The sequence below is a fragment of the Streptococcus sp. HMSC066F01 genome (genome assembly GCF_001837335.1).
Lineage (GTDB): Bacteria > Bacillota > Bacilli > Lactobacillales > Streptococcaceae > Streptococcus > Streptococcus oralis_S.
Genome location: NZ_KV832118.1, coordinates 283,876 through 309,787 on the forward strand (window position 1 = coordinate 283,876; position 25,912 = coordinate 309,787).

The window sequence follows — 25,912 nt, forward strand, 5'->3', positions numbered from 1 at the left end:
ATGAAAAAAATTGTCTTTACAGGTGGGGGGACGGTTGGACATGTCACCCTCAACCTTTTGTTAATGCCTAAGTTCATCGAAGATGGCTGGGAAGTTCACTATATCGGGGATAAACACGGAATTGAACACCAAGAAATCCTCAAGTCAGGCTTGAATGTGACCTTCCACTCCATTGCGACTGGGAAGTTGCGTCGCTATTTCTCTTGGCAAAATATGCTGGACGTCTTCAAAGTTGGTTGGGGAATTGTCCAATCGCTCTTTATCATGTTACGACTGCGTCCACAGGCTCTTTTTTCAAAGGGGGGGTTTGTCTCTGTACCGCCCGTTATCGCAGCGCGTGTGTCAGGAGTGCCTGTCTTTATCCACGAATCGGACCTGTCCATGGGCTTGGCCAATAAAATTGCCTATAAATTTGCGACCAAGATGTATTCAACATTTGAGCAAGCTTCAAGTTTGTCTAAGGTTGAACATGTGGGGGCAGTGACCAAGGTTTCAGACCAAAAGACTCCTGAACCAGATGAATTGGTGGATATCCAAACCCACTTTGATCCTAAATTGCCAACGGTATTGTTTGTTGGTGGTTCTGCAGGAGCTCGTGTCTTTAACCAATTGGTGACAGATCATAAGCAAGAACTGACCGAACGCTACAATATTATCAATCTCACTGGAGATTCAAGCCTCAATGAGTTGAATCAAAATCTCTTTCGTGTTGACTATGTGACGGATCTCTATCAACCCTTGATGGAGATGGCAGATGTGGTGGTGACGCGTGGCGGTGCCAATACGATTTTCGAGCTCTTGGCCATGGCGAAACTCCATCTCATCGTACCATTGGGTCGTGAAGCAAGTCGAGGAGATCAGATTGAAAATGCGGCTTACTTTGTTAAGAAAGGCTACGCAGAAGAACTTCAAGAAAGTGACTTGACCTTGGAAAGCTTGGAGGCGAAACTCACTCACTTGCTTAGTCACAAGGACCAATACCAAGCTAGCATGAAAGCTTCGACTGAATTGAAATCTCTTGCAGATTTTTATGATCTACTAAGAAAAGACCTAGCATAAGGAATATCAATGTCAAAGGATAAGAAAAAAGAATCAAACCAGAAGCAAGAATTGTCTGAATGGCAGAAACGAAACCAGGAATACCTGAAGAAGAAGGCTGAGGAAGAAGCTGCCCTAGCTGAAGAGAAGGAAAAGGAAAAACAAGCTCGTAAGGAAGCCAACTCGAAACTATTGGAGGAATCCAAGAAATCATCGAGTGAGTTAGATGAGGAAGCCTCAAGTCCAAGCAAGGAACCATCCGAAAAAGAAGAAAAATCTCAAAAGGATGACCGGAAAGTCAAAGAGGAAAAAGAGAAGAAGAAAAAAGAAAAACCAGAGAAACCAGAAAAACCTGCCAAGCCTAAAATTGCTCCTGTTCATATTTGGCGAGCTGTGAGTATCTTGGTACCCAGTGTCCTGGTCCTTCTTCTTTCAGTCTATCTATTGACTCCACTTTCGACCATCAAAAATATCGAGGTTAAGGGAAATAGTAACACGCAGGCGGATGACATCAAACAGGCTTCTGGGATTCAAGATAGCGACTATACTTTAGCTCTATTGTTGGATAAGGAAACATACGCTGAGCGAATCAAGTCCAATCATTGGATAGAATCAGCGAAGATTGACTATCAATTTCCGACTAACTTTACGATCGAGGTCAAGGAATTCGATATTGTCGGTTATTATGTGTCTGGTGAAGAACATTATCCTATTCTGTCTAGTGGTACAGTAGAGTCAACTCCTGTTGATCGCTTAAACTTGCCTGAGACTTATCTGACAGTTACCTTTAATGATGAGCAGCAGGTGAAAGAACTTATAACGGGATTGTCTACTATCAGTGAGGATATCAAGAGTCAAATCCAGAAAATCGAATTAGCGCCGAGCAAGGCAACAGCAGATCTTTTAAAAATTACCATGCTGGATACAGATGAGATTTTGGTTCCCCTATCAGAATTGAGCAAGAAATTGCCTTATTACAGCAAAATCAAGCCACAATTGTCAGAACCGAGTGTAGTCGATATGGAAGCTGGAGTATACAGCTATACGATAGCGGATAAATTGATAGAAGAGGCTGAGGAAAAAGCCAAACAAGAGGCCAAGGAAGCTGAGAAGAAAAAACAGGAAGAAGAAAAGAAAAAACAAGAAGAACAGGGAAATCAAAGCCAAACGAGCCAGCAATCACAGAGTCGTTAGACTAACTTTTCCTCTTGATTTTGAATGGTATAGAAGTCTAGTTTCGAGTTTTTGCTTGACAAGTCCTACTATAAATAATAGAATAGAAAAAAACCTTTAAAGCAGTCCAGAGAGGCAGCTAAGGTTAGACGGTGAAAGGGTGGAGACTACCCATTTTTCGTGGAACCTTGCTGTTGGCAGGTTCCTTTTTTCATGCTCTCTAGCTTACAAAGGTAAAAGGAGAAAGGTATGCGTGAACATCGTCCAGTTATTGCTCTTGATTTTCCTAGTTTTGAGGCAGTCAAGGAATTTTTATCTCTTTTCCCAGCAGAAGAAAGTCTTTATTTAAAAGTGGGAATGGAGCTTTATTATGTGGAAGGTCCAGAAGTTGTCCGTTATTTGAAGTCACTAGGGCATAGTGTCTTTTTGGACCTCAAGCTACATGATATTCCCAATACAGTCAAATCTGCTATGAAGGTCTTATCTCAGCTTGGTGTGGACATGACCAATGTTCATGCTGCTGGTGGTGTGGAGATGATGAAGGCTGCGCGTGAAGGTCTTGGAAAAGAAGCAAAATTGATTGCTGTCACTCAATTGACTTCAACTTCTGAAGAACAAATGAGAGACTTTCAAAATATCCAAACCAGTCTTCAAGAATCGGTCATTCACTATGCCAAGAAGACAGATGAAGCGGGCTTGGATGGTGTCGTTTGCTCAGCTCAGGAAGTGCAACTCATCAAGCAGGCCACCAATTCAGATTTTATCTGTTTGACACCGGGAATCCGTCCAGCGGGAGCTGCGGTTGGAGACCAAAAACGTGTCATGACGCCAGCGGATGCTTATCAAATCGGTAGTGACTATATCGTAGTGGGACGTCCCATTACCCAAGCTGAGGATCCTGTTGCAGCTTATCATGCTATCAAGGATGAATGGAACCAAGACTAAAATTAAAGAAATAGATTATAAAAACAAAAGGAGAAGACTATGACACTTGCTAAAGATATCGCTAGCCACCTCTTGAAGATTCAAGCCGTTTACCTCAAACCAGAGGAGCCTTTCACTTGGGCATCTGGTATCAAATCGCCGATTTATACGGACAACCGTGTGACGCTTGCCTATCCAGAAACTCGTAGCTTGATTGAAAATGGTTTTGTGGAAGCTATTAAAGCAGAATTTCCAGAAGTAGAAGTGATTGCAGGAACAGCGACAGCAGGGATTCCACACGGAGCTATCATCGCTGACAAGATGAACTTGCCTTTTGCCTACATCCGTAGCAAACCAAAAGACCACGGAGCTGGTAACCAAATCGAAGGTCGTGTGGCTCAGGGGCAAAAGATGGTTGTTGTTGAAGACCTCATTTCAACTGGAGGGTCTGTTCTTGAGGCCGTAGCAGCTGCTAAACGCGAAGGAGCAGATGTGCTTGGAGTTGTAGCGATTTTCAGTTATCAATTGCCAAAAGCCGATAAGAATTTTGCGGATGCTGATGTGAAATTGGTGACACTTTCTAACTACAGCGAACTCATCCACCTAGCCCAAGAAGAAGGTTACATTACGCCAGAAGGACTCGACCTCCTAAAACGCTTTAAAGAAGACCAAGAAAATTGGCAAAACGCCTAAAACATAGAAAATCAGGTAGTCACTAGGATTACCTGATTTTGTTTTTAATACTAAAGTTGAGCGATAACTTCCTCAGTTGTCAAAACTTGGTTGGCAATGTAGCCGTAGTTTGTTAGTGCAGCTTGGTAGGCTTCTTCACCTGGAGCACCGACAGCATCGTTAACAACAATGACATTGTAGCCTAATTCTATGAGTTCACGCATGTGTGAATCCACGCAGAGATTAGCATTCATACCAGCCAAGATGACGGTGTCGATACCATTTTTGCGGAGTTGAAGGTTAAGGTCGTTGCTTTCTGGGCCAAAGATTTTATGTCCGTTGACAACAATAGTATCTTCATCCAAAAATGGTTTAATCTCTTCAATCATATCTGCTCCAGAGCCTTCTGGAATTGCTGAATACTGGCTATCACGCCAAAACATTTCGTTTTCAATCATCATCGTTTCACCAGCAGCTTTAAATTGCCACTTGTGATCGTGTGGATAGAAGTAGTGCGGTGAGATAAAACGCTTGTAGCCACGCTCTTTAGCAAGAGCGAAAAGCTTTGTCAGATTTTCAATAGTATTAACTTTTTCAAGAACATCTTTAGTTGCTCCGAATCCTTTACCAGTAGATTTTAAGAATTCAACTTGCGGGTCTGTGATAACAAATGCGACATTTTTCTGATTGAACATGAGGTTCCTCCTAATATGATTTGATTAACAGCCAATAGGAATTTAGACTGTTAGTTTGATGATTTTCCAAATGGTAGTTTTAGTTACATACTGACCGTTCGGTACAATTATAATAACATCTAAAATTGAATTTGTAAATTAATTTGCTCAGAACAAAAATTTTAATGATAAAACAGTGGCAAAAGGAGGTGGTTTCAATTGTTTGGTTTCAGGCTCTGAATCTGCTATAATAGGAAAAAGAGAGGTGAGCAGATGAGTGTTAAAGAGCGTATTTTACAAAGTGCTGAGAAATTGATTTATCAGAAGGGTTATGTGGCCACCTCCATCAGTGACATCATGGAGGCAGCTGATGTTGGCAAGGGGCAGCTTTATTATTATTTCAAATCTAAGAAGGAAATTGGTTTGACGGTCATTCAAGATATTTTAGCAAATTGGCGAAAAGAGCTTTTTGAAGATATTTTTGAAGCAGACAAGTCTGACAGTGACAAGTTTTCGGATATGATTGACTGGGTTTGTCAATTTCATGAAAGTCAGACGGTCTTTTATGGTTGCCCAATTGGTAATCTGATTGTGGAATTGTCCACAGAAGATGAGAACTTCCGCTTTCCTCTCAATGATTTTATGACCCAGTGGACAGAGAAGTTAGCCAGCCTCTTGCAAGACCTGCATGCTGACTGGTCAGAAGAGCGGGCGCAGTTGCAGGCCCGTCAAGTCATCTCCAGTATTCAAGGCAGCATTGTCATTCTCAAAGTCAGCCAAGACATCCAAGTTTTGGAAAATAATATGACGGATTTGAAAAAGAATTATTGTTAATTTTTAGCCGAAGAATTAAAAGTATGTTAATTTATGGATTGTGGTTAAGAGGTAAGAATGACAACAGATATTAAAACTGAAATTGGTCATAGAGTAAGACAGGAACATGAACGTCACAAATTGACGAGAGAAGAGGTCTGTGGACAGAAGCTGACTTAATAATCAAACAGCTGATGCGTACTGAGCTTGGGCAATCCTTGCCAACAATTACTAAGTTACAATATTTATCTAAGCGATTAGAAGTTCCGATAGATACTTTTCTTGAAAATAAAGAACTAGCTCTTCCTGAGGAAGAGTTGCTGAGTCTAGACTTGATTGAAAGAATATTAGACTTGATAAGGACAGGGACAGGTAGTTTCGCTGAAGATATTTTTGATGATTATTTTAAGCAAGTAACACTAAAGCAAGTTTACACATTCAATGATTTACTATTAATTGATTATTTTGCTATGCAATGTCAAGACTTGATTTATAGAAGAGAGCATTAGATGATTTTCGGATTAAGTTGTTGAAACAGCAATTAGTTAGTGATGGAATGTATAATGTAGAGCTACTATCAGTTCTTTGTGCCATAGCGGGTGTTTATGTTGTTCATAGTGACTATAAGCATATGATATCTCTAGTAAAAAAGATGAATGAAATTTTATCAGTAACAATGTTGCAAGTCTATAAATCTGGAATTTCAGTATTTGAAGCTAAGTGCTATCTTTATTTTGAAAATGATAAAAATAAAGCAAAGGAACTTTATCACTCAGCAACTATACTAGCTGAACAATTTGATGATAAAGTATTAGAAAATGAAAAGATTATTTGAATTTCCATAACTTAAGAAAGTTCATCATTTTTAATTATCTCTGTAAAATGATTGAAAGCATGAAATTTCCAAACAAAATATTTGAAAAATTTTGAAAAAAGAGTTAGAATATTTTTTGTAATATACAAAGTAAACGCTTACTTATCAAGGAGGACATTTTATGTCATACAAAACAAGCAATGCAGAAGGTCATGTAGATTTCATCAATACCTATGATTTGGAGCCAATGGCGCAACAAGTTATTCCTAAAGCAGCATTTGGCTATATCGCTAGTGGGGCGGAGGATACTTTCACTTTGCGTGAGAATATTCGTGCCTTTAACCACAAACTCATCGTTCCTCATACACTTTGCAATGTAGAAAATCCAAGTACAGAGATTGAATTTGCAGGCGAAAAATTGTCTTCACCAATCATTATGGCGCCTGTTGCGGCTCATAAATTGGCAAATGAACAGGGTGAAGTGGCGACTGCGCGTGGTGTGCATGAGTTTGGTTCTCTCTATACAACCAGCTCTTACTCTACTGTCGACCTTCCAGAAATTACGGAAGCCCTTCAAGGGACACCTCATTGGTTCCAGTTTTACTTTAGTAAAGATGATGGTATCAATCGCCACATCATGGACCGTGTGAAGGCTGAAGGTTATAAAGCGATTGTCTTGACGGCTGATGCTACGGTAGGGGGCAATCGTGAGGTCGATAAGCGTAATGGTTTTGTCTTCCCAGTTGGCATGCCGATTGTTGAAGAATACCTGCCAGAAGGTGCTGGTAAATCAATGGACTTTGTTTACAAATCAGCTAAACAGCGCCTATCTCCACGAGATGTAGAATTTATCGCTGAATACTCAGGACTTCCTGTTTATGTCAAGGGGCCACAATGCCGTGAGGACGTTGAACGTTCGCTTGCTGCTGGAGCTTCTGGTATCTGGGTAACCAACCATGGTGGCCGTCAAATCGACGGTGGGCCAGCTGCCTTTGACTCACTTCAAGAAGTAGCAGAAGCAGTTGACAAACGCGTACCAATTGTCTTTGACTCTGGTATTCGTCGTGGCCAACACGTCTTTAAAGCCTTGGCTTCAGGAGCAGACTTGATAGCTATTGGCCGCCCGGTTATCTATGGCTTGGCTCTCGGCGGTAGTGTTGGTGTGCGTCAAGTCTTTGAACACTTGAATGCAGAATTGAAGACAGTTATGCAGTTATCTGGAACTCAGACTATTGAAGATGTCAAACACTTCAAACTCCGTCACAACCCATACAATCCAACCTTCCCAGTTGACCCTCGTGACTTAAAATTGTATTGATAAAATAGCTTGCCTCCACTTGATGTGGAGGTTTTTCTTCGTCTATAGGAAGAATAAATCACCATTGAAATCTATATAAATATATTTTTCAGTCAAATATCTTGCTAGGGCTTTCATTTTTTGCTATACTGGTGCAGTAATTAAATAATAAAGACATTTGGGGTGCTTTAGGCTGAGATGATACCCATTGAACCTGATACAGTTAAGACTGGCGAAGGGAAATGTGAAACGTTTTTTCGTATGGCGAAATGAACGATCTAATCTTGTAAGCTAAACTCTAATTCTTGATTGTAATTGGAGTTTTTTTGTTTATATAAACTGGATGAAGGTGATACAAAGCATTTAGGTAGCTTTTCTTGAACGCCCTTGATTTTCTTTAAAAAGGTCAAGTAAAACTAGGATTTTCTTGATGTTTTGTTGATTACGAACGAGTAAAGAGAGGAAAAGTAAATATGGAAAGACAAGACTATGCATTTCAGCCAGGTTTGACTGTTGGAGAATTATTAAAAAGCAGTCAGAAGGATTGGCAGGCTGCAATCAATCATCGTTTTGTTAAGGAACTTTTTGCGGGGACAATTGAGAATAAGGTCTTAAAAGACTACCTAATTCAAGATTATCACTTCTTTGATGCCTTCTTATCCATGCTGGGTGCTTGCGTAGCCCACGCAGACCAGCTTGAATCCAAGCTTCGTTTTGCCAAGCAACTAGGCTTTCTTGAAGCAGATGAAGACGGTTATTTCCAAAAAGCTTTCAAAGATTTAAAAGTATCTGAGAATGACTATCTGGAAGTGACCTTGCATCCTGTAACAAAAGCCTTTCAGGAGCTTATGTATTCTGCTGTATCATCATCAGACTATGCCCATCTTTTAGTCATGCTGGTCATTGCAGAAGGTCTCTATTTAGACTGGGGTTCTAAAGATTTGGCTCTACCTGAAGCCTATATTCATTCGGAATGGATTAATCTCCACAGAGGTCCTTTCTTTGCAGAGTGGGTTCAATTTCTGGTTGACGAACTCAATCGTGTCGGAAAAGGTCGAGAAGATTTGACAGAACTTAAGCAACGCTGGAACCAAGCAGTCGCTTTAGAATTAGCCTTTTTTGATATTGGTTATGATGCTTAGGGAAAGTTCAGGATACTGACAAATTTGATGAGGTAAATCATTCAATGTAACTGAAAAATTTCTTAACGAAAGATAGAGATAAATCGAAATCAGTAGATCGTATAAAGTGAAAAGGAAGGATTTCAATATGACAAGTTTAAAATTATTAAAAGAAAAAGCACCATTAGTAATCTGTATCACCAATGATGTTGTAAAAAACTTTACAGCAAATGGATTAGTAGCACTGGGTGCCTCACCAGCTATGAGCGAGTACCCAGCAGACTTAGAAGATCTATTAAAATATGCTGGAGGATTATTGATTAACATTGGGACTTTAACGGATAATAATTGGAAGCTGTACCAAGAGGCACTAAAAATTGCTGAAAAATATAATGTTCCTGCAGTTTTAGATCCTGTAGCCTGTGGAGCAGGAGAATATAGAAAAAAAGTAGCAGATGATCTAATCAATAATTACAAACTGGCAGCGATTAGGGGAAATGCTGGCGAGATTGCCTCTTTAGTAGGAATAAATGTGGCATCTAAAGGAGTAGATAGTGCAGGCGTAGATAATATTGATGAAATTGCTCTAGCAGCAAATAAAAAGTTCAATATTCCAATAGTAGTAACAGGTGAAGTGGATGCCATTGCGGTTAATGGAGAAGTTGTAACGATTCATAATGGTAGTGCCATGATGCCAAAAGTTATTGGGACAGGATGCTTATTAGGTGCTGTAGTAGCAAGCTTTATCGGACTTGAAAAAGGTCAAGAATTGAAATCATTAGAAACAGCAATGTTGGTTTACAATATCGCTGGAGAAATGGCAGAAAAACGTCCAAATGGGCATCTTCCTGGAACATTTAAAGTTGAATTTATAAATGCCTTATACGAGATTACAGACGAAGATGTAAAGGAATTCAAAAGAGTGAAGTAAGATGTTTCATAAAGAATTACTAAAACTATATTTTATTTGTGGAACGACTACTTGCCAAGGAAAAGATATATATAGAGTCGTTGAGGAAGCCTTAAAAGGTGGTATAACCTTATTTCAATTCCGTGAAAAAGGTGAGGGAGCCTTAGAAGGTAAAGAAAAAGTCGAATTAGCAATTAAACTACAGGATCTTTGTAAAAAATACAATGTTCCGTTTATTGTTAATGATGATATTGATTTGGCAATGGAAATTGATGCTGATGGTGTACATGTAGGACAGGATGATCTTGGTGTTGATGAAATTAGAAAATTGATGCCAGATAAAATAATTGGTCTTTCTATAAAAAACGAGGAAGAATTTCAACAATCAAAAGTTGAATATGTAGATTATGTTGGTGTTGGTCCTGTATTTGATACCCAGTCAAAAGATGATGCTGGTGGTGCTATAGGTTATGAAGGTCTTAAATTGATGAGAAAACTATTGCCACAAATTCCCTTAGTTGCAATTGGTGGGATACAGACGCAACATATTAAAGATATTATGAAGACCAATGTTGACGGCGTTTCAATCATTTCAGCAATATCGTATGCAAAAAATATAGAAAAAACTGTTCGGGAAATGAGTGAACAATAGGCATCAATTTTTCCTTGGATTCTGAGGGAGTAGGATTTTCTTTTTTCTAAAAAGATATGTCCAGATTCAGTTCAAATAGCTAATCCATCAAATAAGTCATTTATTTTTTGCAAAAGAAAGATCTGCTGTCTTTTTGAGTACAAGGCTGTATTTCCAGTTCAATTCCTTGAACTAGAATAAATCGTCTGTTAAAATAATTATATAATTAAATAATAAAGACATTTGGGGTGCTTTAGGCTGAGATGATACCCATTGAACCTGATACAGTTAGTACTGTCGAAGGGAAATGTGAAAAGGTTTTTTTCGTATGTCGAAAAGAACTGTCTAATCTTGTAAGGTAAACTCTAATTCTCGTTTGTAATTGGAGTTTTTTTGTTTATCAAAAGAGGATAGGCTGGACGTTAAGCCTTTCGGTAGCTCACCTTGAATACCCCACTTTTCTTTAAAAAAGGAGTTTTTTATGTTGAAAAAATGGCAGTTAAAAGAGGTTATTTTACTTGCTTTCTTGTCTATCTTTTTTGGTGGCGTTTTTGTGGGTTCAGGCTATCTGTTTGATATCCTCACCCTGATTTTAGCACCTCTTGGTTTACAGGCCTTTGCCAATGAAATCCTCTTTGGTCTCTGGTGTATGGCTGCACCCATTGCTGCCATCTTTGTTCCAAGAGTGGGAAGCGCAACGATTGGAGAAGGGCTAGCTGCGCTTGCTGAAGTTCTTTATGGTAGCCAATTTGGTCTAGGTGCCCTTTTGTCTGGCTTGGTTCAAGGTTTGGGAAGTGAACTTGGTTTTATCGTAACCAAGAATCGCTATGAAAGTTGGCTCTCTCTAACTGCCAATAGTATTGGGATTACCCTTTTTAGCTTTGTCTATGAATACATTAAGTTAGGTTACTATGCCTTCTCCCTTCCTTTTGTCCTTTCCTTGCTAGTGGTACGTTTTATTTCCGTCTTTTTCTTCTGTACTATCTTGGTTCGTGCCATTGTCAAACTCTATCATCAGTTTGCAACTGGAGGAAAAGCATAGATGGGGCTGGAATTACGGGAGATTCAGTCCCCAATTTTTTCAGAACCGATTGATTTTACCTTTCATGGGCAAGCCTTTACCTTGTTAGTTGGGAGCAGTGGTTCTGGAAAATCAAGCCTCTTTCAATTGATTGCCCAAGTCAGTTCTCTTCCCTATAGCGGTCAAGTCCTGATAAATGGGAGCGAGGTCAGTCAGCTTTCTATCATCGAACGTGTCCAGACGGTTGGTATTCTCTTTCAAAATCCTAATCATCAATTTACAATGGAGAACTTGTTTGAGGAGCTGATTTTTACCTTGGAAAATATTGGGCATCCCGTTCAGGAAATTGATTCTAAAATAGCAGAGGTTGTCCAGCAATGTCGGTGCAAGGCAATCTTGCACCGTCCAATTCATCACTTATCAGGTGGAGAAAAGCAAAAGGCTGCACTGGCAGTTCTCTTTGCTATGAATCCTAGGGTCTATCTCTTGGATGAGCCCTTCGCTTCCATTGATCGTAAGAGTAGGATAGAGATATTGGAGATTCTAAAAGAGTTGGTCTCTGATGGGAAGACAGTTATCCTGTGTGACCATGATTTAACGGACTATGAAGCCTATATCGACCATATGGTGGAGCTAAGAGACGGTCAACTAAGAGAAGTGTTTCAAATCCCTTCCTCTGAGATGATACAGGTCGCTTCAAAGGAAGTTGCTTCTAGCCCAGAACTATTTCATATGGACCGTTTGACTTGTGAGCTGGATCATCGCCCCCTCTTTTCGATTGCGGATTTCACATTTTACCAAGGGATTTCCTGTATCTTGGGTGACAATGGTGTCGGGAAATCAACCCTCTTTCGGTCTATTCTTCAATTTCAAAAGTATAAGGGGCGCATTACTTGGAAGAGTTGTGTTCTAAAAAAGAAAAAAAGTTTGTATCGCGATCTGACTGGTGTTGTTCAGGAAGCTGAGAAGCAGTTTATCCGAGGCAGTCTGAGAGAGGAACTGCAACTAGATAGCCCAGACTCTGAAAGAAATCAGCGGATTCTCCAAGCTTTAGGATATTTTGATCTGGAGCAGGCGCTTGATAGGAGTCCCTATCAATTAAGTGGTGGTCAGCAAAAGATACTTCAGCTTTTGTCCATCTTGACCAGCAAGGCTTCTGTGATCTTGCTAGATGAGCCATTTGCTGGTTTGGATGATAGAGCCTGCCATTATTTTTGTCAGTGGATGTTGGAGGATAGAAATCAAGGAAGAAGTTTTTTGATCATTAGCCATCGTTTAGATCCCTTGATCTCTGTGGTTGATTATTGGATTGAGATGACTAGTCAGGGTCTTAGTCATGTGAAAGAGGTGACCATCAGCAAACCTCTCCCATCTCTGAAAAATGATACTCTAGGGGAGGTGAGGTAGTATGATCAAAGTAGCAACTAAGACACCGGTTATCAGTCTCTTCTTTCTAGTTTTATCCTTGGAAACATCTTTCATTCCTTCGATTGCTCTTAATCTTTCAGTAGTCGCATTTTGCATTCTCTTCATGCTCTACCACCGTCGATTTAAGATGTTGGCTTGGATGCTCGTACTCGCCATCTTACCATCTTTTGCCAACTACTGGGCAGTACAGTTACATGGGGATGCTTCGCAGGCAGTCATGCTTGGGACGAGGGCTTTTGTGACGGTTTGTATTGGTCTTGTCTTTGTTTCTAGTATTTCCTTAAAAGAGCTTCTCTTGTACTTGGCTCAAAAGGGCCTATCACGGTCTTGGGCCTATGCCTTAATTGTGGTATTCAATGCCTTTCCCCTCATTCAACAAGAAATCAAGTCCCTCAAGGAAGCTTGCTTATTGCGTGGTCAAAAATTGCATGTTTGGTCTCCCCTGATTTACAGTAAGGTTCTGATGACAGTCTTTAGGTGGCGCCATCTTTATCTGATCGCTTTGTCTGCGCACGGATATGACGAACATGCACAGTTGGAGAATCGCTATCGGACCTTTTATATTCCTCAAAGGACAACATTGATCTACCTACTTTTCTTTTTACTACTTCAAACCAGTTTATTTCTATAAAGGAGTTATTATGGAATTCACAGATATTGCGATGGAATTATCCAAGGAAGCTTGGCAGGCTTCCTTTCATCACCCATTTGTATTACAGTTACAAGAGGGAACGTTAGAACCTTCCATCTTTCGCTATTACCTGATTCAGGATGCCTACTATCTGAAGGCCTTCTCAGAAGCCTATCACCTCTTGGCTGATAAGACTTCCAACGAGGAGATGAAAAGACTCTTGAAACAAAATGCCCAGAGTCTAGTGGAAGGTGAATTGTTTATCCGCCAACAATTTTTCAAGGAATTAAGAATCAGCGACCAGGAAATAGACGAGCAACCGATTGCTCCAACCTGTTATCATTACATTTCGCATATTTATCGACAGTTTGCAGAGCCAAACTTGGGCATTGCTTTTGCTAGTTTGCTCCCATGTCCTTGGTTATACCATGATTTGGGCAAGGCACTTAATCGCAAACCATCCCCGAATCCTCTTTATCAACAGTGGATTGAAACCTATATCACCGATGAATTAGAACAGCAGATTAAAGAGGAAGAAGCACTGGTCAATCAGCTCTATCGAGAAAGCAATGAGACGGACAAACAAAAAATGCTAGAGGCCTTCCACCGAAGTGTCCACATGGAAGCCAAGTTTTGGGAGATGGCTTACCAACATCAAACATGGACGAGTGATTTGCAGTCCTTAGAAAAAGAGAAGAAATAGAAAATGAGAAACCACCAACTTCAAGTTCACAAATTAACCATTTTATCCATGATGATTGCCCTTGACGTAGTTCTTACACCCATTTTTCGAATTGAAGGAATGGCACCAATGTCCAGTGTAGTCAACATTCTTGCAGGGATCTTGATGGGGCCTGTTTATGCCTTGGTCATGGCTACAGTCACAGCCTTTATCCGTATGTCTACTCAGGGCATTCCCCCTTTGGCCCTAACAGGAGCTACTTTTGGAGCCCTCCTCGCAGGTCTCTTTTATAAGTTTGGTAGAAAATTTTACTTCTCTGCCCTAGGAGAAATTTTGGGAACAGGGATTATCGGATCCATTGTTTCCTATCCTGTTATGGTACTTTTTACAGGATCGGCTGCTAAGCTCAGCTGGTTTATCTACACTCCGCGATTTTTCGGAGCGACCTTGATTGGTACAGCCATAGCTTTTCTTGCCTTTCGATTTTTGATCAAGCAGGAATTCTTTAAAAAAGTGCAGGGATATTTCTTTGGAGAAAGGATAGAATGATGCAGAAATTGACAAATCCTTTCCCTCTGGCAACCAGTTCCTTGATTCACTGTATTACCAATGAGATTTCATGTGAGATGCTGGCTAATGGCATTTTGGCTCTGGGATGCAAACCAGTCATGGCAGATGATCCTCGTGAGGTTCTTGATTTTACTAAGCAAAGTCAGGCTCTCTTCATCAATTTGGGGCATTTGTCAGCTGAGAAGGAGAAAGCAATCCGTATGGCAGCTACTTATGCAAACCAAGCTTCTCTTCCAATGGTAGTAGATGCGGTTGGTGTAGCAGCGTCACCCATTCGTAAGGGGCTAGTCAGAGAGCTTTTAGAATACAAGCCCACGGTCCTTAAAGGAAATATGTCGGAAATCCGAAGTCTTGTTGGTTTAAAGCACCACGGAGTGGGAGTTGATGCTAGTGCTAAAGATCAAGAAACTGAGGATTTGCTTCAAGTCTTGAAAGACTGGTGTCAACTTTATCCTGGTATGTCGTTCCTAGTCACTGGACCCAAGGATCTCATCGTTTCGGAGAATCAGGTTGCAATATTGGGAAATGGCTGTGCAGAATTGGACTGGATAACAGGGACAGGAGACTTGGTTGGAGCCTTGACAGCCGTTTTTCTCAGCCAAGGAAAGACTGCCTTTGAAGCTTCGTGCCTAGCAGTTTCTTATTTCAATATCTCTGCTGAGAGAATAGTTGTTCAAGGAATGGGATTGGAAGATTTTCGTTACCAAGTTCTCAATCAACTCTCTCTCCTAAAGAGAGACGAAAACTGGCTAGAAGCCATCAAAGGAGACTTTTATGAATAGAAAAGTACTTAAACTGTATCTAGTAACCAATCGCTACCAAGATTCCTTGGAAAATTTTCTTGAAAAAGTCGAGGCGGCCTGCCGTTCAGGTGTTACCATCATCCAACTACGAGAAAAAAATCTCACCACCAATCAATACTATCAACTGGCAAAACAAGTCAAGGAAATAACAGATGCCTATCAGGTTCCCTTGATTATCGATGATCGTTTGGATGTTTGTCTCGCGGTTGATGCTACAGGTCTGCATATTGGCGACGATGAGCTACCAGTTTCGGTTGCCCGCCAAGTATTGGGTCCTGACAAAATCCTCGGTGTCACTGCTAAAACAGTTAAAAGAGCCCTTGAAGCAGAAACATCGGGTGCGGATTACTTGGGAACAGGAGCCATTTTTCCGACTACGACCAAAGAAAATGCACCCATCACCCTGATTTCAACCTTGAAAACCATTTGCCAAACGGTCGCCATTCCAGTAGTTGCTATCGGAGGCTTGACGTCAGAGAATATTGACCAACTTATCGGCACGGGCATAGCTGGTGTAGCTGTCGTACGTGATCTGATGCAGGCAGAAGATATTGAAGCAAAAACGCAAGTCTTTTTAACAAAGCTGGATGACATGATTTCCTAATCAAAAACTCTCTAATTCCTTATAGCAGGAACTAGAGAGTTTTTCTTAATCTTTAAAAGTTGTATGGTTGACTGGGCCAGAACCATGTCCGAGTTGAGGAGCATCTTGGATGGCTTTCGTGATAAAGGCCTTGGCCTTATCAACTGACTGGTAAAGGCTTCTGCCCTTGGCTAGTTCAGCCGTAATCACAGCAGCAAAAGTACATCCGGTACCATGGGTGTGACAGGTTTGAATTCTTGGACTTTCCCAGACAAATTGCTCCTCCTTGGTAAAGAGGAAATCCTTGGCACCACCTTCAAGATGGCCACCTTTGATAACAACGGACTGAGGACCAAATTCTTTTAAAATCAGGCGACCAGCACGTTGCATGTCTTCTGGATCATGAATCGAAAAACCAACAATTTCTTCTGCCTCAGGAAGATTGGGTGTAATAATAGTCGCAAGGGGAAGCAGGTTTGTTTTTAGGAAGATTCTCGCACTAGTATCTATCAGGGTATCACCGCTTGTTGCGACCATGACAGGGTCAAGCACGTAGGGGCAGTCCAGCTTTTTAAGATAGGGTTGGATAATCTCCATGATTTCAGTAGTTGCCAGCATACCAGTTTTTACAGCCTGAGGCTTGATATCCGAAAAGACGCTTTCCAATTGAGCTTCCAGCATTTGGTTGGAGACGTGCTCGATTAATTGAACGCCTCTGGTATTTTGAGCGACAAGGCTGGTCACAACGGCCATTCCATAGACATCTCTAGCTTGGAATGACTTCAAATCAGCCATAATACCAGCACCGCCACTAGGGTCTGTCCCAGCAATGGTTAGAGCAACGGGTAAATAAGTCATCTAAAACCTCCCAACCAACTGAAGTTTGTATTCTCAAGAACAAGCTAGTCTGTTTGAGGAAAGCAATAGAAGACTAGCTAGTCCTCATTATCATTTCCACTTCCATCAGCTAGCATTACCTAGATTGAGTCAAAGGGATCTAACAGTCGTTAATCTCAGCTTTACGCACCCCTAGTGGTTGTTTTCTTTTTTCTTCAGTATAGCATATTTTTATAGTTTATATAGTAAAATTTGACTGCAAATCTCTCGTTACATGATTAGAATTCTATTTTTCGAAAAAATAATAAAATTATAGTTGACAAATGTAGATTTTAGGAGTATACTAATAACTGTAATCGACAAATGTAGATTTAGGAGGTGTGATTATGCAGATTTCAGATGCAGAATGGCAGGTCATGAAGATTATTTGGATGCAAGGAGAGCAGACCAGTAGCGATTTGATCAGGGTTCTGGCAGAGCGGTTCGACTGGTCCAAGTCGACCATTCAAACTCTTTTGGCTCGTTTGGTTGAGAAAGAGTGTCTGACAAGGAAAAAAGAAGGCAAGTTCTTTGTCTATTCAGCCCTTTTAACTTTGGACCAAAGTCGAAACTTGCTTGTCCGAGATATCAAAGACAAGGTTTGCTCTCGTAGGATGAAGAACTTGTTGGCTGACTTGATTGTCGAATGTGACTTCACTCAGGCGGATTTGGCAGATTTGGAAGCTGTAATTTCTAAGAAAAAAGCTAGCGCAGTTGCGGAAGTAAAATGTAATTGTATGTAAAGGAGACGTCATGTTAAATAGTATTGTAACCATTGTTTGTATTGCCCTTATTGTGTTTATCTTGTTTTGGTTTTTCAAAAAGCCTGAAAAATCTGGACAAAAGGCCCAGCAAAAAAAGGGCTACCAAGAGATTCGAGTGGAAGTCAAGGGAGGTTATACGCCTGACTTGATTATCCTCAAGAAATCAGTGCCAGCTCGTATTATCTTTGATCGTAAGGATCCTTCACCCTGTCTGGATCAAATTGTTTTTCCAGATTTTGGAGTACATGCGGACCTGCCTATGGGGGAAGAGTATGTAGTGGAAATCACGCCTGAGCAGGCTGGAGAGTTTGGATTTGCTTGTGGTATGAACATGATGCACGGCAAGATGATTATAGAGTAGGAGGAAACTATGACAGAAATTGTGAAAGCCAGCCTAGAAAATGGCATTCAAAAAATCCGTATCACAGCTGAAAAAGGCTATCACCCAGCCCATATCCAGCTCCAAAAAGGGATTCCCGCTGAGATTACCTTTCATCGTGCAACCCCTTCAAACTGTTATAAAGAAATTCTTTTCGAAGAAGAAGGGATTCTAGAACCAATCGGAGTAGACGAGGAAAAGGTCATTCGTTTTACACCTCAAGAGTTGGGGAAACATGAATTCTCATGTGGAATGAAGATGCAAAAGGGAAGCTATACCGTCGTTGAGAAGACTCGAAAATCTTTGTCACTTTTGCAACGTTTTTGGATTACCAGTATCTTTACTGTGCCTCTTGTGATTCTCATGATTGGGATGTTGACAGGCAGCATTAGTCACCAAGTCATGCATTGGGGAACCTTTCTAGCCACAACGCCTATTATGTTAGTAGCAGGTGGTCCTTATATCCAAAGCGCTTGGGCCAGCTTTAAAAAACACAATGCCAATATGGATACCTTGGTTGCTTTGGGAACTCTAGTGGCTTATCTCTATAGTCTAGTTGCCCTCTTCGCTGGGCTCCCTGTCTACTTTGAAAGTGCTGGATTTATCCTCTTCTTCGTTCTTTTGGGAGCAGTTTTTGAAGAGAAAATGCGGAAAAATACTTCACAAGCTGTGGAGAAACTACTAGACTTGCAGGCTAAAACAGCAGAAGTCTTGCGTGATGATAGCTATGTTCAAGTTCCCTTGGACCAAGTCAAGGTAGGCGACCTGATTCGAGTGCGGCCCGGTGAAAAGATTGCAGTTGATGGTGTCGTAGTGGAAGGTGTGTCCAGCATAGATGAATCCATGGTGACAGGTGAGAGCTTGCCGGTAGACAAAACAGTTGGAGATACCGTCATTGGCTCAACCATCAATAATAGTGGAACCCTTGTTTTTAGGGCAGAAAAGGTTGGCTCAGAGACTGTTTTGGCTCAGATTGTAGACTTTGTGAAGAAAGCTCAAACTAGTCGTGCGCCGATTCAGGACTTGACAGATAAGATTTCAGGGATTTTTGTCCCAGCAGTTGTCATTTTAGGAATCGTGACCTTTTGGGTTTGGTTCGTCTTGCTCAGGGATAGTGTAGTCGTGCTTGGAGCTAGCTTTGTGTCTTCTCTTCTCTATGGAGTTGCGGTTTTGATTATTGCCTGCCCTTGTGCCTTGGGTCTTGCAACACCGACAGCTCTTATGGTAGGGACAGGACGCAGTGCCAAAATGGGGGTTCTTCTCAAAAATGGAACAGTCTTACAGGAAATTCAGAAAGTCCAAACTATTGTGTTTGACAAGACAGGGACTTTGACGGAAGGAAAACCAGTGGTCACTGATATCATTGGCGATGAGACAGAAGTGCTCGGCTTAGCTGCCTCTTTAGAAGAAGCTTCCCAACATCCACTGGCTGAGGCTATTGTCAAGCGAGCGAGTGAAGCTGGACTTGAGTTTCAAACTGTTGAAAATTTCCAAGCCTTGCATGGAAAAGGTGTTTCAGGGCAAATAGCTGGAAAACAAGTTCTGCTTGGAAATGCTAAAATGCTGGATAGTATGGATATTTCTAGCGCTTATCAAGAAAAACTAGAAGAACTAGAAAAAGAAGCTAAGACAGTTGTTTTCTTGGCTGTGGACAATGAAATCAAAGGTTTGCTTGCTTTGCAAGACATTCCCAAGGGAAATGCCAAGCTGGCCATCAGTCAGTTGAAAAAACGTGGTCTTAAAACAGTCATGCTGACAGGAGACAATGCAGGTGTGGCGCGTGCCATTGCCGATCAGATCGGCATTGAAGAGGTCATTGCTGGTGTCTTGCCAGAAGAAAAAGCCCATGAAATCCATAAACTACAAGAGGCTGGCAAAGTAGCCTTTGTTGGGGATGGTATTAATGATGCGCCAGCCCTCAGTGTAGCAGATGTGGGAATTGCCATGGGTGCTGGAACCGATATCGCCATCGAGTCAGCAGATTTGGTGTTAACAACCAATAACCTCCTAGGAGTGGTTCGTGCTTTTGATATGAGTAAGAAAACCTTTAATCGTATTCTGCTCAATCTTTTCTGGGCCTTTATCTACAATGTCGTCGGAATTCCGATAGCGGCAGGAGTCTTTTCAGGTGTTGGACTGGCCCTAAATCCAGAACTGGCAGGTCTAGCCATGGCCTTTAGTTCTGTATCTGTTCTGACCAGTTCACTCTTACTAAACTTTAGTAAAATAGACTAAAAGCGAGCTTGCTCGCTTTTTATACTCTTCGAAAATCAAATTCAAACCACGTCAGCGTCGCCTTGCCGTACTCAAGTACAGCCTGCTGCTAGCTTCCTAGTTTGCCCTTTGATTTTCATTGAGTATTATTATAAAACAGAAACTAAAAACGTTTTCAAACTGTACTGTAATAGATAATAAAAATTTCTGAGCACATTCTTAGGAGACCCAAAACAAATGTGGTAAAGTAGTAGAGTAAAAATTTGCTGAAACGTTTCCAAATAATATATGAAAACGGATGAATCAAGTTTTAAAAATAATTGAAGGAGAGTTATCATTATGACTCAAGGGAAAATTACTGCATCTGCAGCAATGCTTAATGTATTGAAAACATGGGGCGTAGACACAATCTACGGTATCCCATCAGGAACACTCAGCTCATTGATGGACGCTTTGGCTGAAGACAAAGATATCCGCTTCTTGCAAGTTCGTCACGAAGAAACAGGTGCTCTTGCAGCAGTCATGCAAGCTAAATTTGGCGGCTCAATCGGGGTTGCAGTTGGTTCAGGTGGTCCAGGTGCGACTCACTTGATTAACGGTGTTTACGATGCAGCTATGGATAACACTCCATTTCTTGCTATCCTTGGATCACGTCCAGTTAACGAACTCAACATGGATGCCTTCCAAGAATTGAACCAAAACCCAATGTACAACGGTATCGCTGTTTACAACAAACGTGTCGCTTACGCTGAGCAATTGCCAAAAGTAATTGACGAAGCTTGCCGTGCTGCAGTTTCTAAAAAAGGTCCAGCTGTTGTTGAAATTCCAGTAAACTTCGGTTTCCAAGAAATCGATGAAAACTCATACTATGGTTCAGGTTCATACGAACGTTCATTCATCGCTCCTGCTTTGAACGAAGTTGAAATTGACAAAGCAGTTGAAATCTTGAACAATGCTGAACGTCCAGTTATCTACGCTGGTTACGGTGGTGTTAAAGCTGGTGAAGTCATTACTGAATTGTCACGTAAAATCAAAGCACCAATCATCACAACTGGTAAAAACTTTGAAGCTTTTGAATGGAACTACGAAGGTTTGACAGGTTCTGCTTACCGTGTTGGTTGGAAACCAGCCAACGAAGTGGTCTTTGAAGCAGACACAGTTCTTTTCCTTGGTTCAAACTTCCCATTTGCTGAAGTTTACGAAGCCTTCAAGAACACTGAAAAATTCATCCAAGTCGATATCGACCCTTACAAACTTGGTAAACGTCATGCCCTTGACGCTTCTATCCTTGGTGATGCAGGTCAAGCAGCGAAAGCAATCCTTGACAAAGTAAACCCAGTAGAATCTACTCCATGGTGGCGTGCAAACGTTAAGAACAACCAAAACTGGCGTGATTACATGAACAAACTCGAAGGTAAAACTGAGGGTGAATTGCAATTGTATCAAGTTTACAATGCAATCAACAAACATGCTGACCAAGACGCTATCTACTCAATCGACGTAGGTGACACTACTCAAACATCTACTCGTCACCTTCACATGACACCTAAGAACATGTGGCGTACATCTCCACTCTTTGCGACAATGGGTATTGCCCTTCCTGGTGGTATCGCTGCTAAGAAAGACAATCCTGATCGCCAAGTATGGAACATCATGGGTGACGGTGCATTCAACATGTGCTACCCAGACGTGATCACAAACGTTCAATACGACCTTCCAGTTATCAACGTTGTCTTCTCAAATGGTAAATATGCCTTCATCAAGGACAAATACGAAGACACAAATAAACACTTGTTTGGTTGTGACTTCACAAACGCTGACTACGCAAAAATTGCTGAAGCACAAGGTGCTGTTGGATTTACAGTTGATCGTATCGAAGACATCGACGCAGTTGTTGCAGAAGCTGTGAAACTCAACAAAGAAGGTAAAACTGTTGTTATCGATGCTCGCATCACGCAACACCGTCCACTTCCAGTAGAAGTACTTGAATTGGATCCAAAACTTCACTCAGAAGAAGCAATCAAAGCCTTCAAGGAAAAATACGAAGCAGAAGAACTCGTACCATTCCGCCTCTTCTTGGAAGAAGAAGGATTGCAATCACGCGCAATCAAATAATTTCTCTCATCGAAAATCAAAGGTAAACTTTGTAGATTTTATTCTTTGATTTTCTTAGAGCAGAACTTGAAAAGATCGGAGCAATCCGGTCTTTTTCTGGAGGATAGTAAATGAATTTAAATCAATTAGATATCATCGTTTCAAATGTTCCTCAAGTCTGTGCCGACTTGGAGCGTATTTTGGATAAAAAGTCCGATTATGTTGATGACAGTTTTGCTCAGTTTACGATTGGCAGTCACTGTCTCATGTTGTCCCAAAATCATTTGATTTCTTTGGAAAACTTTCAGTCAGGAATCATTCTTCACATCGAGGTTGAGGATGTAGAGCAGAACTACCAACGGTTGAAAGATCTTGGTGCCGAGATTTTACACGGTCCTTCTGAAACGGATTGGGGAACGGAATCGCTACTAGTTAAAGGCCCTGCTGGTTTAGTGATTGATTTTTATCGTATGAAATAGGGCGCGTAGTCATTTGACGTTAACCTTAGCTATTTTTAAAACAGAAATTGAGAATGTGAATTATTAAAAGATCGGAGCAATCCGGTCTTTTTCTGTTTCCTCTTTCTTATCACAAGATTGTGATAGTTTACATCTTCATAACAAAAGCTTCAAAGTCTTGATTGTTTTGAAGAAAGATTATAAAATATGATTCATAAAAATGAAAGAGGTTTTGAAAATGTCTGAAAAACAAATGAAAATTTTGGGTTGGGTAGCGACCTTCATGTCTGTTATGATGTACGTGTCTTACTTCCCACAAATTATGAACAACCTGGCTGGTCAAAAAGGAAACTTCATCCAACCCTTAGTCGCAGCCATCAACTGTAGTCTATGGGTTTACTACGGTCTTTTCAAAAAAGAAAGAGATATTCCCCTTGCGGCTGCTAATGCACCGGGTATCGTTTTTGGCCTAGTAACGGCTATCACAGCTGTGATTTAAAAAAAAGACTAGTTTCAGTCTTTTTTTGTACATAAAAATAGATTCTCAAGTAAAGGAAGTCTAATGAGAGTTGAGGAAAACAGCCGTTGACAGCGAGCTATCTGAGTGCTGCTTAGAGGTTCCTCCATAAAGTAAAAGATTATTTCGTTACTATTTTTATAAAATCTTCTCTCTACTTTATAAGATGTAAAAAAGAGTTCAATTAGACCTGGCTTTTTGCTATAATGAAGTGAGAAAAACAGACAGGAGAATAAGATGTCAGAACCATTATTTTTACAATCAGTTATGCAAGAAAAAATTTGGGGTGGTACCAAGCTACGTGATGAGTTTGGTTACGACATTCCAAGTGAAAAAATCGGAGAATACTGGGCTATCTCAGCTCATCCAAATGGAGTTTCTAAGGTAGCCAATGGTCGCTACGAGGGAACAGACCTAGCAACTTTGTATGCGGAACACCACGAATTGTTTGGCAACCGTCCAGAACCTGTATTTCCGCTTTTGACTAAGATTCTCGATGCCAATGACTGGCTCAGTGTTCAAGTTCACCCAGACGATGCCTATGGACTAGAGCATGAAGGCGAACTTGGAAAAACAGAATGCTGGTATATCATCGCAGCGGATGAAGGATCAGAGATTATCTATGGTCATAATGCCAAATCAAAAGAAGAACTTCGCCAGCAAATCGAAGCTAAAGACTGGGATAGTCTATTAACAAAAGTCCCTGTCAAGGCTGGTGATTTCTTCTATGTACCAAGTGGGACCATGCATGCTATCGGGGCAGGCATATTGATTCTTGAAACGCAACAGTCTAGCGATACCACCTATCGCGTCTATGACTTTGACCGCAAGGACGATAATGGCAACTTGCGTGAACTTCACCTTGAAAAATCCATTGATGTTTTAAACATTGGTGAACCAGCAAATAGCCGTCCTGTAACAGTCAAAGCTGATGATTTGCGTTCAACTCTCCTTGTATCCAATGATTTCTTCGCAGTTTACAAGTGGGAAATTACTGGAAAAGTTGACTTCGAAAAGACAGCTGACTACAGCTTGTTGAGTGTCTTGGCTGGTCAAGGTCAACTGACTGTTGACGGAAAAAACTATCCAATCCAAAAAGGCAGCCACTTTATCCTACCAAGTGATGTTGAAGCTTGGACGATAGAGGGACAAGGTTTGGAATTGATTGTTAGTCATCCATAAAAAAAGAAAGGGCCTGAGTTCACTACTCAAGTCCTTTTTGATTACATAAATTGGGCGATAAAGACCACGATGATGATAATTGGAATGATGAAACGAAGAAGGAAAAGCCAAACTTGGAAAAGTCCTTGTTCCCATGTTCTTTCATCAAGATGGAGTTCCTCCATGGCAAGAGCCTTTTTGAAGATGTAGCCAGTAAAGAGAGAAAGGCAGAGAGCGCCAAAGGGCATTAGGAGATTGGAAACCAAGAAATCCATAGCGTCAAAGAAGGTCTTCCCAAAGATGTGAACATCCGCCATGACACCGTAAGATAGGGCTGAAGGAATTCCAAAGACAAAGGTCAAAATTCCTAAAATGGCACTCCACTTAGCCCGCTTGCTGTTGTCCTGATTGGTGATATTGCCCACATTGATTTCCAGCATCACGACAGAAGAAGTGACCGTCGCAAAGAGGAAGAGCAAGAGGAAAAGGATGTAAAAAATGGTTCCAAAGGGCATCTTGTCAAAGAGTTGGGGCAAGACGATAAAGAGCAAGCTAGGTCCCCCTTCGGACTGGATGTTGAAGGCTGACATGGCAGGGAAAATGGCTAGACCTGCCATGATGGATACTGAGATGTTCATGGCTACAATGGAAAGCCCTGATTGGAACAGATTGGTTTTCTTGTCCAAGTAAGAAGCATAGGTCAGCATGGCTGTGACCCCTAGTGAAAGGGCAAAGAAAGATTGGCCTAGGGCATAAAGGAAGCCAGTACTGGTCAGTTTTGAGAAGTCTGGTTTGAGAAAGTAGAGAACACCTTCCATGGCATTTGGCAAACTGAGAGAGCGCCCAATGATAATGACAAAAATGATAAAGAGCAGAGGCATCATAACTTTTGAGGCTCTTTCAATCCCTTTTTGAACCCCACGTGATACAATAAAGATATTCAACAAGATAAAGGCGGCTTGAGCCCCTAGGGCAATGGCTGGATTTGAAATGATTGAAGTGAATAACTGAGCATAATCACCCGTTCCACCAAGTTGGAACAATTTCCCAAACTCAATGCCTAGATAGACTAAAATCCATCCCCCTATAACACTATAGAAAGAGAGAAGGATGAAGAGGGCAAAGGCACCAATCCAACCGATAAAATTGTATTTGCTATTGTTGCCAAGTTTTCCAAAGGTTTTGATAGCAGAAACGCCAGCACTACGACCAAGAGCAAACTCAGCAAGCAAGAGCGGAAAACCGATTAAAATAGTAGAAATGAGAAAGACCAGTAAAAAGCCTCCCCCACCGTTGGCAGCAGTCATGTAGGGAAACTTCCAAACGGCACCAAGCCCGATGGCTGAGCCAGCAGATGCTAGGATAAAGCCTAGTTTCGAGCCCCATTGCGATTTTTCTGACATAGTTAAACTCCAATCTCCTTTTTTAAAATAAGAAAAGGCTACTTGAGTTGTCAAATAGCCTTCTCACAATGGCTCTTTATGAGCTTTCTGTTTGATTGATAGACTTGACTATCCTATCATGTTTTCTAATGTCTGTCAAGAAAACCATTTTCAAGTTTTCACACCTTTCTCAAAAAGTTAAAAATTTCGCAAAAACACTTGATTCTGACCTAAGGGGAGGGGTTATACTATCAATGTAATACTCTTCGAAAATCTCTTCAA

28 protein-coding genes and 3 riboswitches are annotated in these 25,912 nt (G+C 41.0%); of the genes, 25 read left to right on the plus strand and 3 right to left on the minus strand.

The features are described 5' to 3' along the window. From HMPREF2655_RS05660 to pyrE, 4 genes are all read left to right on the plus strand, one after another. Positions 1-1,059, plus strand: a complete 1,059-nt coding sequence (locus HMPREF2655_RS05660; protein WP_070838077.1) for a UDP-N-acetylglucosamine--N-acetylmuramyl-(pentapeptide) pyrophosphoryl-undecaprenol N-acetylglucosamine transferase — start codon at positions 1-3, stop codon at positions 1,057-1,059. A gap of 9 nt (positions 1,060-1,068) precedes the next feature. Continuing rightward, entirely contained in the window at positions 1,069-2,232 is a 1,164-nt protein-coding gene (locus tag HMPREF2655_RS05665; protein WP_048753474.1) for a cell division protein FtsQ/DivIB, read from the plus strand. Positions 2,233-2,460: 228 nt separating this feature from the next. Beyond that, the gene (gene pyrF, locus HMPREF2655_RS05670; RefSeq protein ID WP_070838079.1) at positions 2,461-3,156 is read left to right on the plus strand and encodes an orotidine-5'-phosphate decarboxylase; all 696 of its coding nucleotides are present in this window, start codon (positions 2,461-2,463) and stop codon (positions 3,154-3,156) included. A 39-nt stretch (positions 3,157-3,195) separates the two neighbouring features. Then, positions 3,196-3,828 carry an orotate phosphoribosyltransferase gene (pyrE, locus tag HMPREF2655_RS05675; RefSeq protein WP_000170887.1) on the plus strand — a complete coding sequence of 211 codons (633 nt, stop codon included), beginning with the start codon at positions 3,196-3,198 and terminating at the stop codon, positions 3,826-3,828. A 50-nt stretch (positions 3,829-3,878) separates the two neighbouring features. Here pyrE and HMPREF2655_RS05680 read toward each other — a convergent pair whose 3' ends face one another. Then, entirely contained in the window at positions 3,879-4,502 is a 624-nt protein-coding gene (locus HMPREF2655_RS05680; RefSeq protein ID WP_000483067.1) for a cysteine hydrolase family protein, read from the minus strand. Positions 4,503-4,754: 252 nt separating this feature from the next. On the opposite strand from HMPREF2655_RS05680, the gene HMPREF2655_RS05685 reads away from it, so the two are divergent. From HMPREF2655_RS05685 to thiE (HMPREF2655_RS05750), 14 genes are all read left to right on the plus strand, one after another. Further along, entirely contained in the window at positions 4,755-5,315 is a 561-nt protein-coding gene (locus HMPREF2655_RS05685; protein WP_033605930.1) for a TetR/AcrR family transcriptional regulator, read from the plus strand. 173 nt (positions 5,316-5,488) lie between these two features. Further along, positions 5,489-5,803, plus strand: coding sequence for a hypothetical protein (locus HMPREF2655_RS05690; protein WP_002880183.1), 315 nt, complete (start codon positions 5,489-5,491; stop codon positions 5,801-5,803). Positions 5,804-5,823: 20 nt separating this feature from the next. Continuing rightward, on the plus strand, positions 5,824-6,129 hold the full coding sequence (locus HMPREF2655_RS10360) for a hypothetical protein (RefSeq protein ID WP_180364317.1): 306 nt from the start codon (positions 5,824-5,826) through the stop codon (positions 6,127-6,129). A 160-nt stretch (positions 6,130-6,289) separates the two neighbouring features. Continuing rightward, positions 6,290-7,426, plus strand: coding sequence for an L-lactate oxidase (lctO, locus tag HMPREF2655_RS05700; RefSeq protein WP_065371673.1), 1,137 nt, complete (start codon positions 6,290-6,292; stop codon positions 7,424-7,426). A gap of 148 nt (positions 7,427-7,574) precedes the next feature. Then, positions 7,575-7,663, plus strand: a riboswitch (TPP riboswitch). 215 nt (positions 7,664-7,878) lie between these two features. After that, positions 7,879-8,547 (plus strand): TenA family protein, encoded by a 669-nt coding sequence (locus HMPREF2655_RS05705; protein ID WP_033605928.1) that lies wholly within the window; start codon positions 7,879-7,881, stop codon positions 8,545-8,547. Positions 8,548-8,674: 127 nt separating this feature from the next. Beyond that, positions 8,675-9,457 (plus strand): hydroxyethylthiazole kinase, encoded by a 783-nt coding sequence (gene thiM / locus HMPREF2655_RS05710; RefSeq protein ID WP_033605927.1) that lies wholly within the window; start codon positions 8,675-8,677, stop codon positions 9,455-9,457. A gap of 1 nt (position 9,458) precedes the next feature. Next, complete coding sequence (gene thiE, locus HMPREF2655_RS05715; RefSeq protein ID WP_033605926.1) at positions 9,459-10,088, plus strand: thiamine phosphate synthase; 630 nt, start codon at positions 9,459-9,461, stop codon at positions 10,086-10,088. A 213-nt stretch (positions 10,089-10,301) separates the two neighbouring features. Beyond that, positions 10,302-10,390: riboswitch (TPP riboswitch) on the plus strand. 158 nt (positions 10,391-10,548) lie between these two features. Then, positions 10,549-11,109 carry an ECF transporter S component gene (locus HMPREF2655_RS05720; protein WP_065371674.1) on the plus strand — a complete coding sequence of 187 codons (561 nt, stop codon included), beginning with the start codon at positions 10,549-10,551 and terminating at the stop codon, positions 11,107-11,109. After that, positions 11,110-12,495, plus strand: a complete 1,386-nt coding sequence (locus HMPREF2655_RS05725) for an ATP-binding cassette domain-containing protein (RefSeq protein WP_065371675.1) — start codon at positions 11,110-11,112, stop codon at positions 12,493-12,495. Position 12,496: 1 nt separating this feature from the next. Further along, entirely contained in the window at positions 12,497-13,147 is a 651-nt protein-coding gene (locus HMPREF2655_RS05730; protein ID WP_065371676.1) for an energy-coupling factor transporter transmembrane component T, read from the plus strand. A 10-nt stretch (positions 13,148-13,157) separates the two neighbouring features. Next, positions 13,158-13,850, plus strand: coding sequence for a thiaminase II (gene tenA / locus HMPREF2655_RS05735; RefSeq protein WP_065371677.1), 693 nt, complete (start codon positions 13,158-13,160; stop codon positions 13,848-13,850). Between the two features lie 3 nt (positions 13,851-13,853). After that, positions 13,854-14,378: an energy coupling factor transporter S component ThiW gene (gene thiW / locus HMPREF2655_RS05740; protein ID WP_033584924.1), complete on the plus strand. Its 525-nt coding sequence runs from the start codon at positions 13,854-13,856 to the stop codon at positions 14,376-14,378. Continuing rightward, complete coding sequence (locus HMPREF2655_RS05745; protein WP_065371951.1) at positions 14,378-15,181, plus strand: hydroxyethylthiazole kinase; 804 nt, start codon at positions 14,378-14,380, stop codon at positions 15,179-15,181. Before thiW ends, HMPREF2655_RS05745 begins: the two co-directional genes overlap by 1 nt. Next, the gene (gene thiE, locus HMPREF2655_RS05750; RefSeq protein WP_065371678.1) at positions 15,174-15,806 is read left to right on the plus strand and encodes a thiamine phosphate synthase; all 633 of its coding nucleotides are present in this window, start codon (positions 15,174-15,176) and stop codon (positions 15,804-15,806) included. Before HMPREF2655_RS05745 ends, thiE (HMPREF2655_RS05750) begins: the two co-directional genes overlap by 8 nt. Positions 15,807-15,851: 45 nt before the next feature. Here the strand turns inward: thiE (HMPREF2655_RS05750) and thiD are convergent, their stop codons facing one another. Then, positions 15,852-16,643: a bifunctional hydroxymethylpyrimidine kinase/phosphomethylpyrimidine kinase gene (thiD, locus tag HMPREF2655_RS05755; RefSeq protein WP_070838081.1), complete on the minus strand. Its 792-nt coding sequence runs from the start codon at positions 16,641-16,643 to the stop codon at positions 15,852-15,854. 84 nt (positions 16,644-16,727) lie between these two features. After that, positions 16,728-16,826, minus strand: a riboswitch (TPP riboswitch). A gap of 182 nt (positions 16,827-17,008) precedes the next feature. Between thiD and HMPREF2655_RS05760 the strand changes: the two genes are divergently transcribed. The 7 genes from HMPREF2655_RS05760 to manA all read left to right on the plus strand — a co-directional run bounded on the left by HMPREF2655_RS05760 (position 17,009) and on the right by manA (position 24,269). After that, on the plus strand, positions 17,009-17,404 hold the full coding sequence (locus tag HMPREF2655_RS05760) for a CopY/TcrY family copper transport repressor (protein WP_070838084.1): 396 nt from the start codon (positions 17,009-17,011) through the stop codon (positions 17,402-17,404). A 10-nt stretch (positions 17,405-17,414) separates the two neighbouring features. Continuing rightward, on the plus strand, positions 17,415-17,786 hold the full coding sequence (locus HMPREF2655_RS05765) for a cupredoxin domain-containing protein (RefSeq protein WP_007520387.1): 372 nt from the start codon (positions 17,415-17,417) through the stop codon (positions 17,784-17,786). A gap of 9 nt (positions 17,787-17,795) precedes the next feature. After that, a complete protein-coding gene (locus HMPREF2655_RS05770; RefSeq protein ID WP_007520385.1) occupies positions 17,796-20,039 on the plus strand; it encodes a heavy metal translocating P-type ATPase in 2,244 nt (747 codons plus the stop codon). A 318-nt stretch (positions 20,040-20,357) separates the two neighbouring features. Further along, a complete protein-coding gene (spxB, locus tag HMPREF2655_RS05775) occupies positions 20,358-22,133 on the plus strand; it encodes a pyruvate oxidase (protein WP_045617460.1) in 1,776 nt (591 codons plus the stop codon). Between the two features lie 110 nt (positions 22,134-22,243). Further along, on the plus strand, positions 22,244-22,591 hold the full coding sequence (locus HMPREF2655_RS05780) for a VOC family protein (RefSeq protein ID WP_070838086.1): 348 nt from the start codon (positions 22,244-22,246) through the stop codon (positions 22,589-22,591). Between the two features lie 217 nt (positions 22,592-22,808). Then, entirely contained in the window at positions 22,809-23,069 is a 261-nt protein-coding gene (locus tag HMPREF2655_RS05785) for a SemiSWEET family transporter (protein ID WP_070838089.1), read from the plus strand. A gap of 255 nt (positions 23,070-23,324) precedes the next feature. After that, a complete protein-coding gene (gene manA / locus HMPREF2655_RS05790) occupies positions 23,325-24,269 on the plus strand; it encodes a mannose-6-phosphate isomerase, class I (RefSeq protein WP_070838091.1) in 945 nt (314 codons plus the stop codon). A gap of 41 nt (positions 24,270-24,310) precedes the next feature. Here manA and HMPREF2655_RS05795 read toward each other — a convergent pair whose 3' ends face one another. Next, entirely contained in the window at positions 24,311-25,651 is a 1,341-nt protein-coding gene (locus HMPREF2655_RS05795; protein ID WP_070838093.1) for a sodium-dependent transporter, read from the minus strand. Positions 25,652-25,912 lie beyond the last annotated feature (261 nt).

Coding starts and splice junctions, on each gene's coding strand:
- HMPREF2655_RS05660 (WP_070838077.1), top strand. CDS start 1: ATGAAAAAAATTGTCTTTACAGGTGGGGGGACGGTTGGACATGTCACC.
- HMPREF2655_RS05665 (WP_048753474.1), top strand. CDS start 1,069: ATGTCAAAGGATAAGAAAAAAGAATCAAACCAGAAGCAAGAATTGTCT.
- pyrF (WP_070838079.1), top strand. CDS start 2,461: ATGCGTGAACATCGTCCAGTTATTGCTCTTGATTTTCCTAGTTTTGAG.
- pyrE (WP_000170887.1), top strand. CDS start 3,196: ATGACACTTGCTAAAGATATCGCTAGCCACCTCTTGAAGATTCAAGCC.
- HMPREF2655_RS05680 (WP_000483067.1), bottom strand. CDS start 4,502: ATGTTCAATCAGAAAAATGTCGCATTTGTTATCACAGACCCGCAAGTT.
- HMPREF2655_RS05685 (WP_033605930.1), top strand. CDS start 4,755: ATGAGTGTTAAAGAGCGTATTTTACAAAGTGCTGAGAAATTGATTTAT.
- HMPREF2655_RS05690 (WP_002880183.1), top strand. CDS start 5,489: ATGCGTACTGAGCTTGGGCAATCCTTGCCAACAATTACTAAGTTACAA.
- lctO (WP_065371673.1), top strand. CDS start 6,290: ATGTCATACAAAACAAGCAATGCAGAAGGTCATGTAGATTTCATCAAT.
- HMPREF2655_RS05705 (WP_033605928.1), top strand. CDS start 7,879: ATGGAAAGACAAGACTATGCATTTCAGCCAGGTTTGACTGTTGGAGAA.
- thiM (WP_033605927.1), top strand. CDS start 8,675: ATGACAAGTTTAAAATTATTAAAAGAAAAAGCACCATTAGTAATCTGT.
- thiE (WP_033605926.1), top strand. CDS start 9,459: ATGTTTCATAAAGAATTACTAAAACTATATTTTATTTGTGGAACGACT.
- HMPREF2655_RS05720 (WP_065371674.1), top strand. CDS start 10,549: ATGTTGAAAAAATGGCAGTTAAAAGAGGTTATTTTACTTGCTTTCTTG.
- HMPREF2655_RS05725 (WP_065371675.1), top strand. CDS start 11,110: ATGGGGCTGGAATTACGGGAGATTCAGTCCCCAATTTTTTCAGAACCG.
- HMPREF2655_RS05730 (WP_065371676.1), top strand. CDS start 12,497: ATGATCAAAGTAGCAACTAAGACACCGGTTATCAGTCTCTTCTTTCTA.
- tenA (WP_065371677.1), top strand. CDS start 13,158: ATGGAATTCACAGATATTGCGATGGAATTATCCAAGGAAGCTTGGCAG.
- thiW (WP_033584924.1), top strand. CDS start 13,854: ATGAGAAACCACCAACTTCAAGTTCACAAATTAACCATTTTATCCATG.
- HMPREF2655_RS05745 (WP_065371951.1), top strand. CDS start 14,378: ATGCAGAAATTGACAAATCCTTTCCCTCTGGCAACCAGTTCCTTGATT.
- thiE (WP_065371678.1), top strand. CDS start 15,174: ATGAATAGAAAAGTACTTAAACTGTATCTAGTAACCAATCGCTACCAA.
- thiD (WP_070838081.1), bottom strand. CDS start 16,643: ATGACTTATTTACCCGTTGCTCTAACCATTGCTGGGACAGACCCTAGT.
- HMPREF2655_RS05760 (WP_070838084.1), top strand. CDS start 17,009: ATGCAGATTTCAGATGCAGAATGGCAGGTCATGAAGATTATTTGGATG.
- HMPREF2655_RS05765 (WP_007520387.1), top strand. CDS start 17,415: ATGTTAAATAGTATTGTAACCATTGTTTGTATTGCCCTTATTGTGTTT.
- HMPREF2655_RS05770 (WP_007520385.1), top strand. CDS start 17,796: ATGACAGAAATTGTGAAAGCCAGCCTAGAAAATGGCATTCAAAAAATC.
- spxB (WP_045617460.1), top strand. CDS start 20,358: ATGACTCAAGGGAAAATTACTGCATCTGCAGCAATGCTTAATGTATTG.
- HMPREF2655_RS05780 (WP_070838086.1), top strand. CDS start 22,244: ATGAATTTAAATCAATTAGATATCATCGTTTCAAATGTTCCTCAAGTC.
- HMPREF2655_RS05785 (WP_070838089.1), top strand. CDS start 22,809: ATGTCTGAAAAACAAATGAAAATTTTGGGTTGGGTAGCGACCTTCATG.
- manA (WP_070838091.1), top strand. CDS start 23,325: ATGTCAGAACCATTATTTTTACAATCAGTTATGCAAGAAAAAATTTGG.
- HMPREF2655_RS05795 (WP_070838093.1), bottom strand. CDS start 25,651: ATGTCAGAAAAATCGCAATGGGGCTCGAAACTAGGCTTTATCCTAGCA.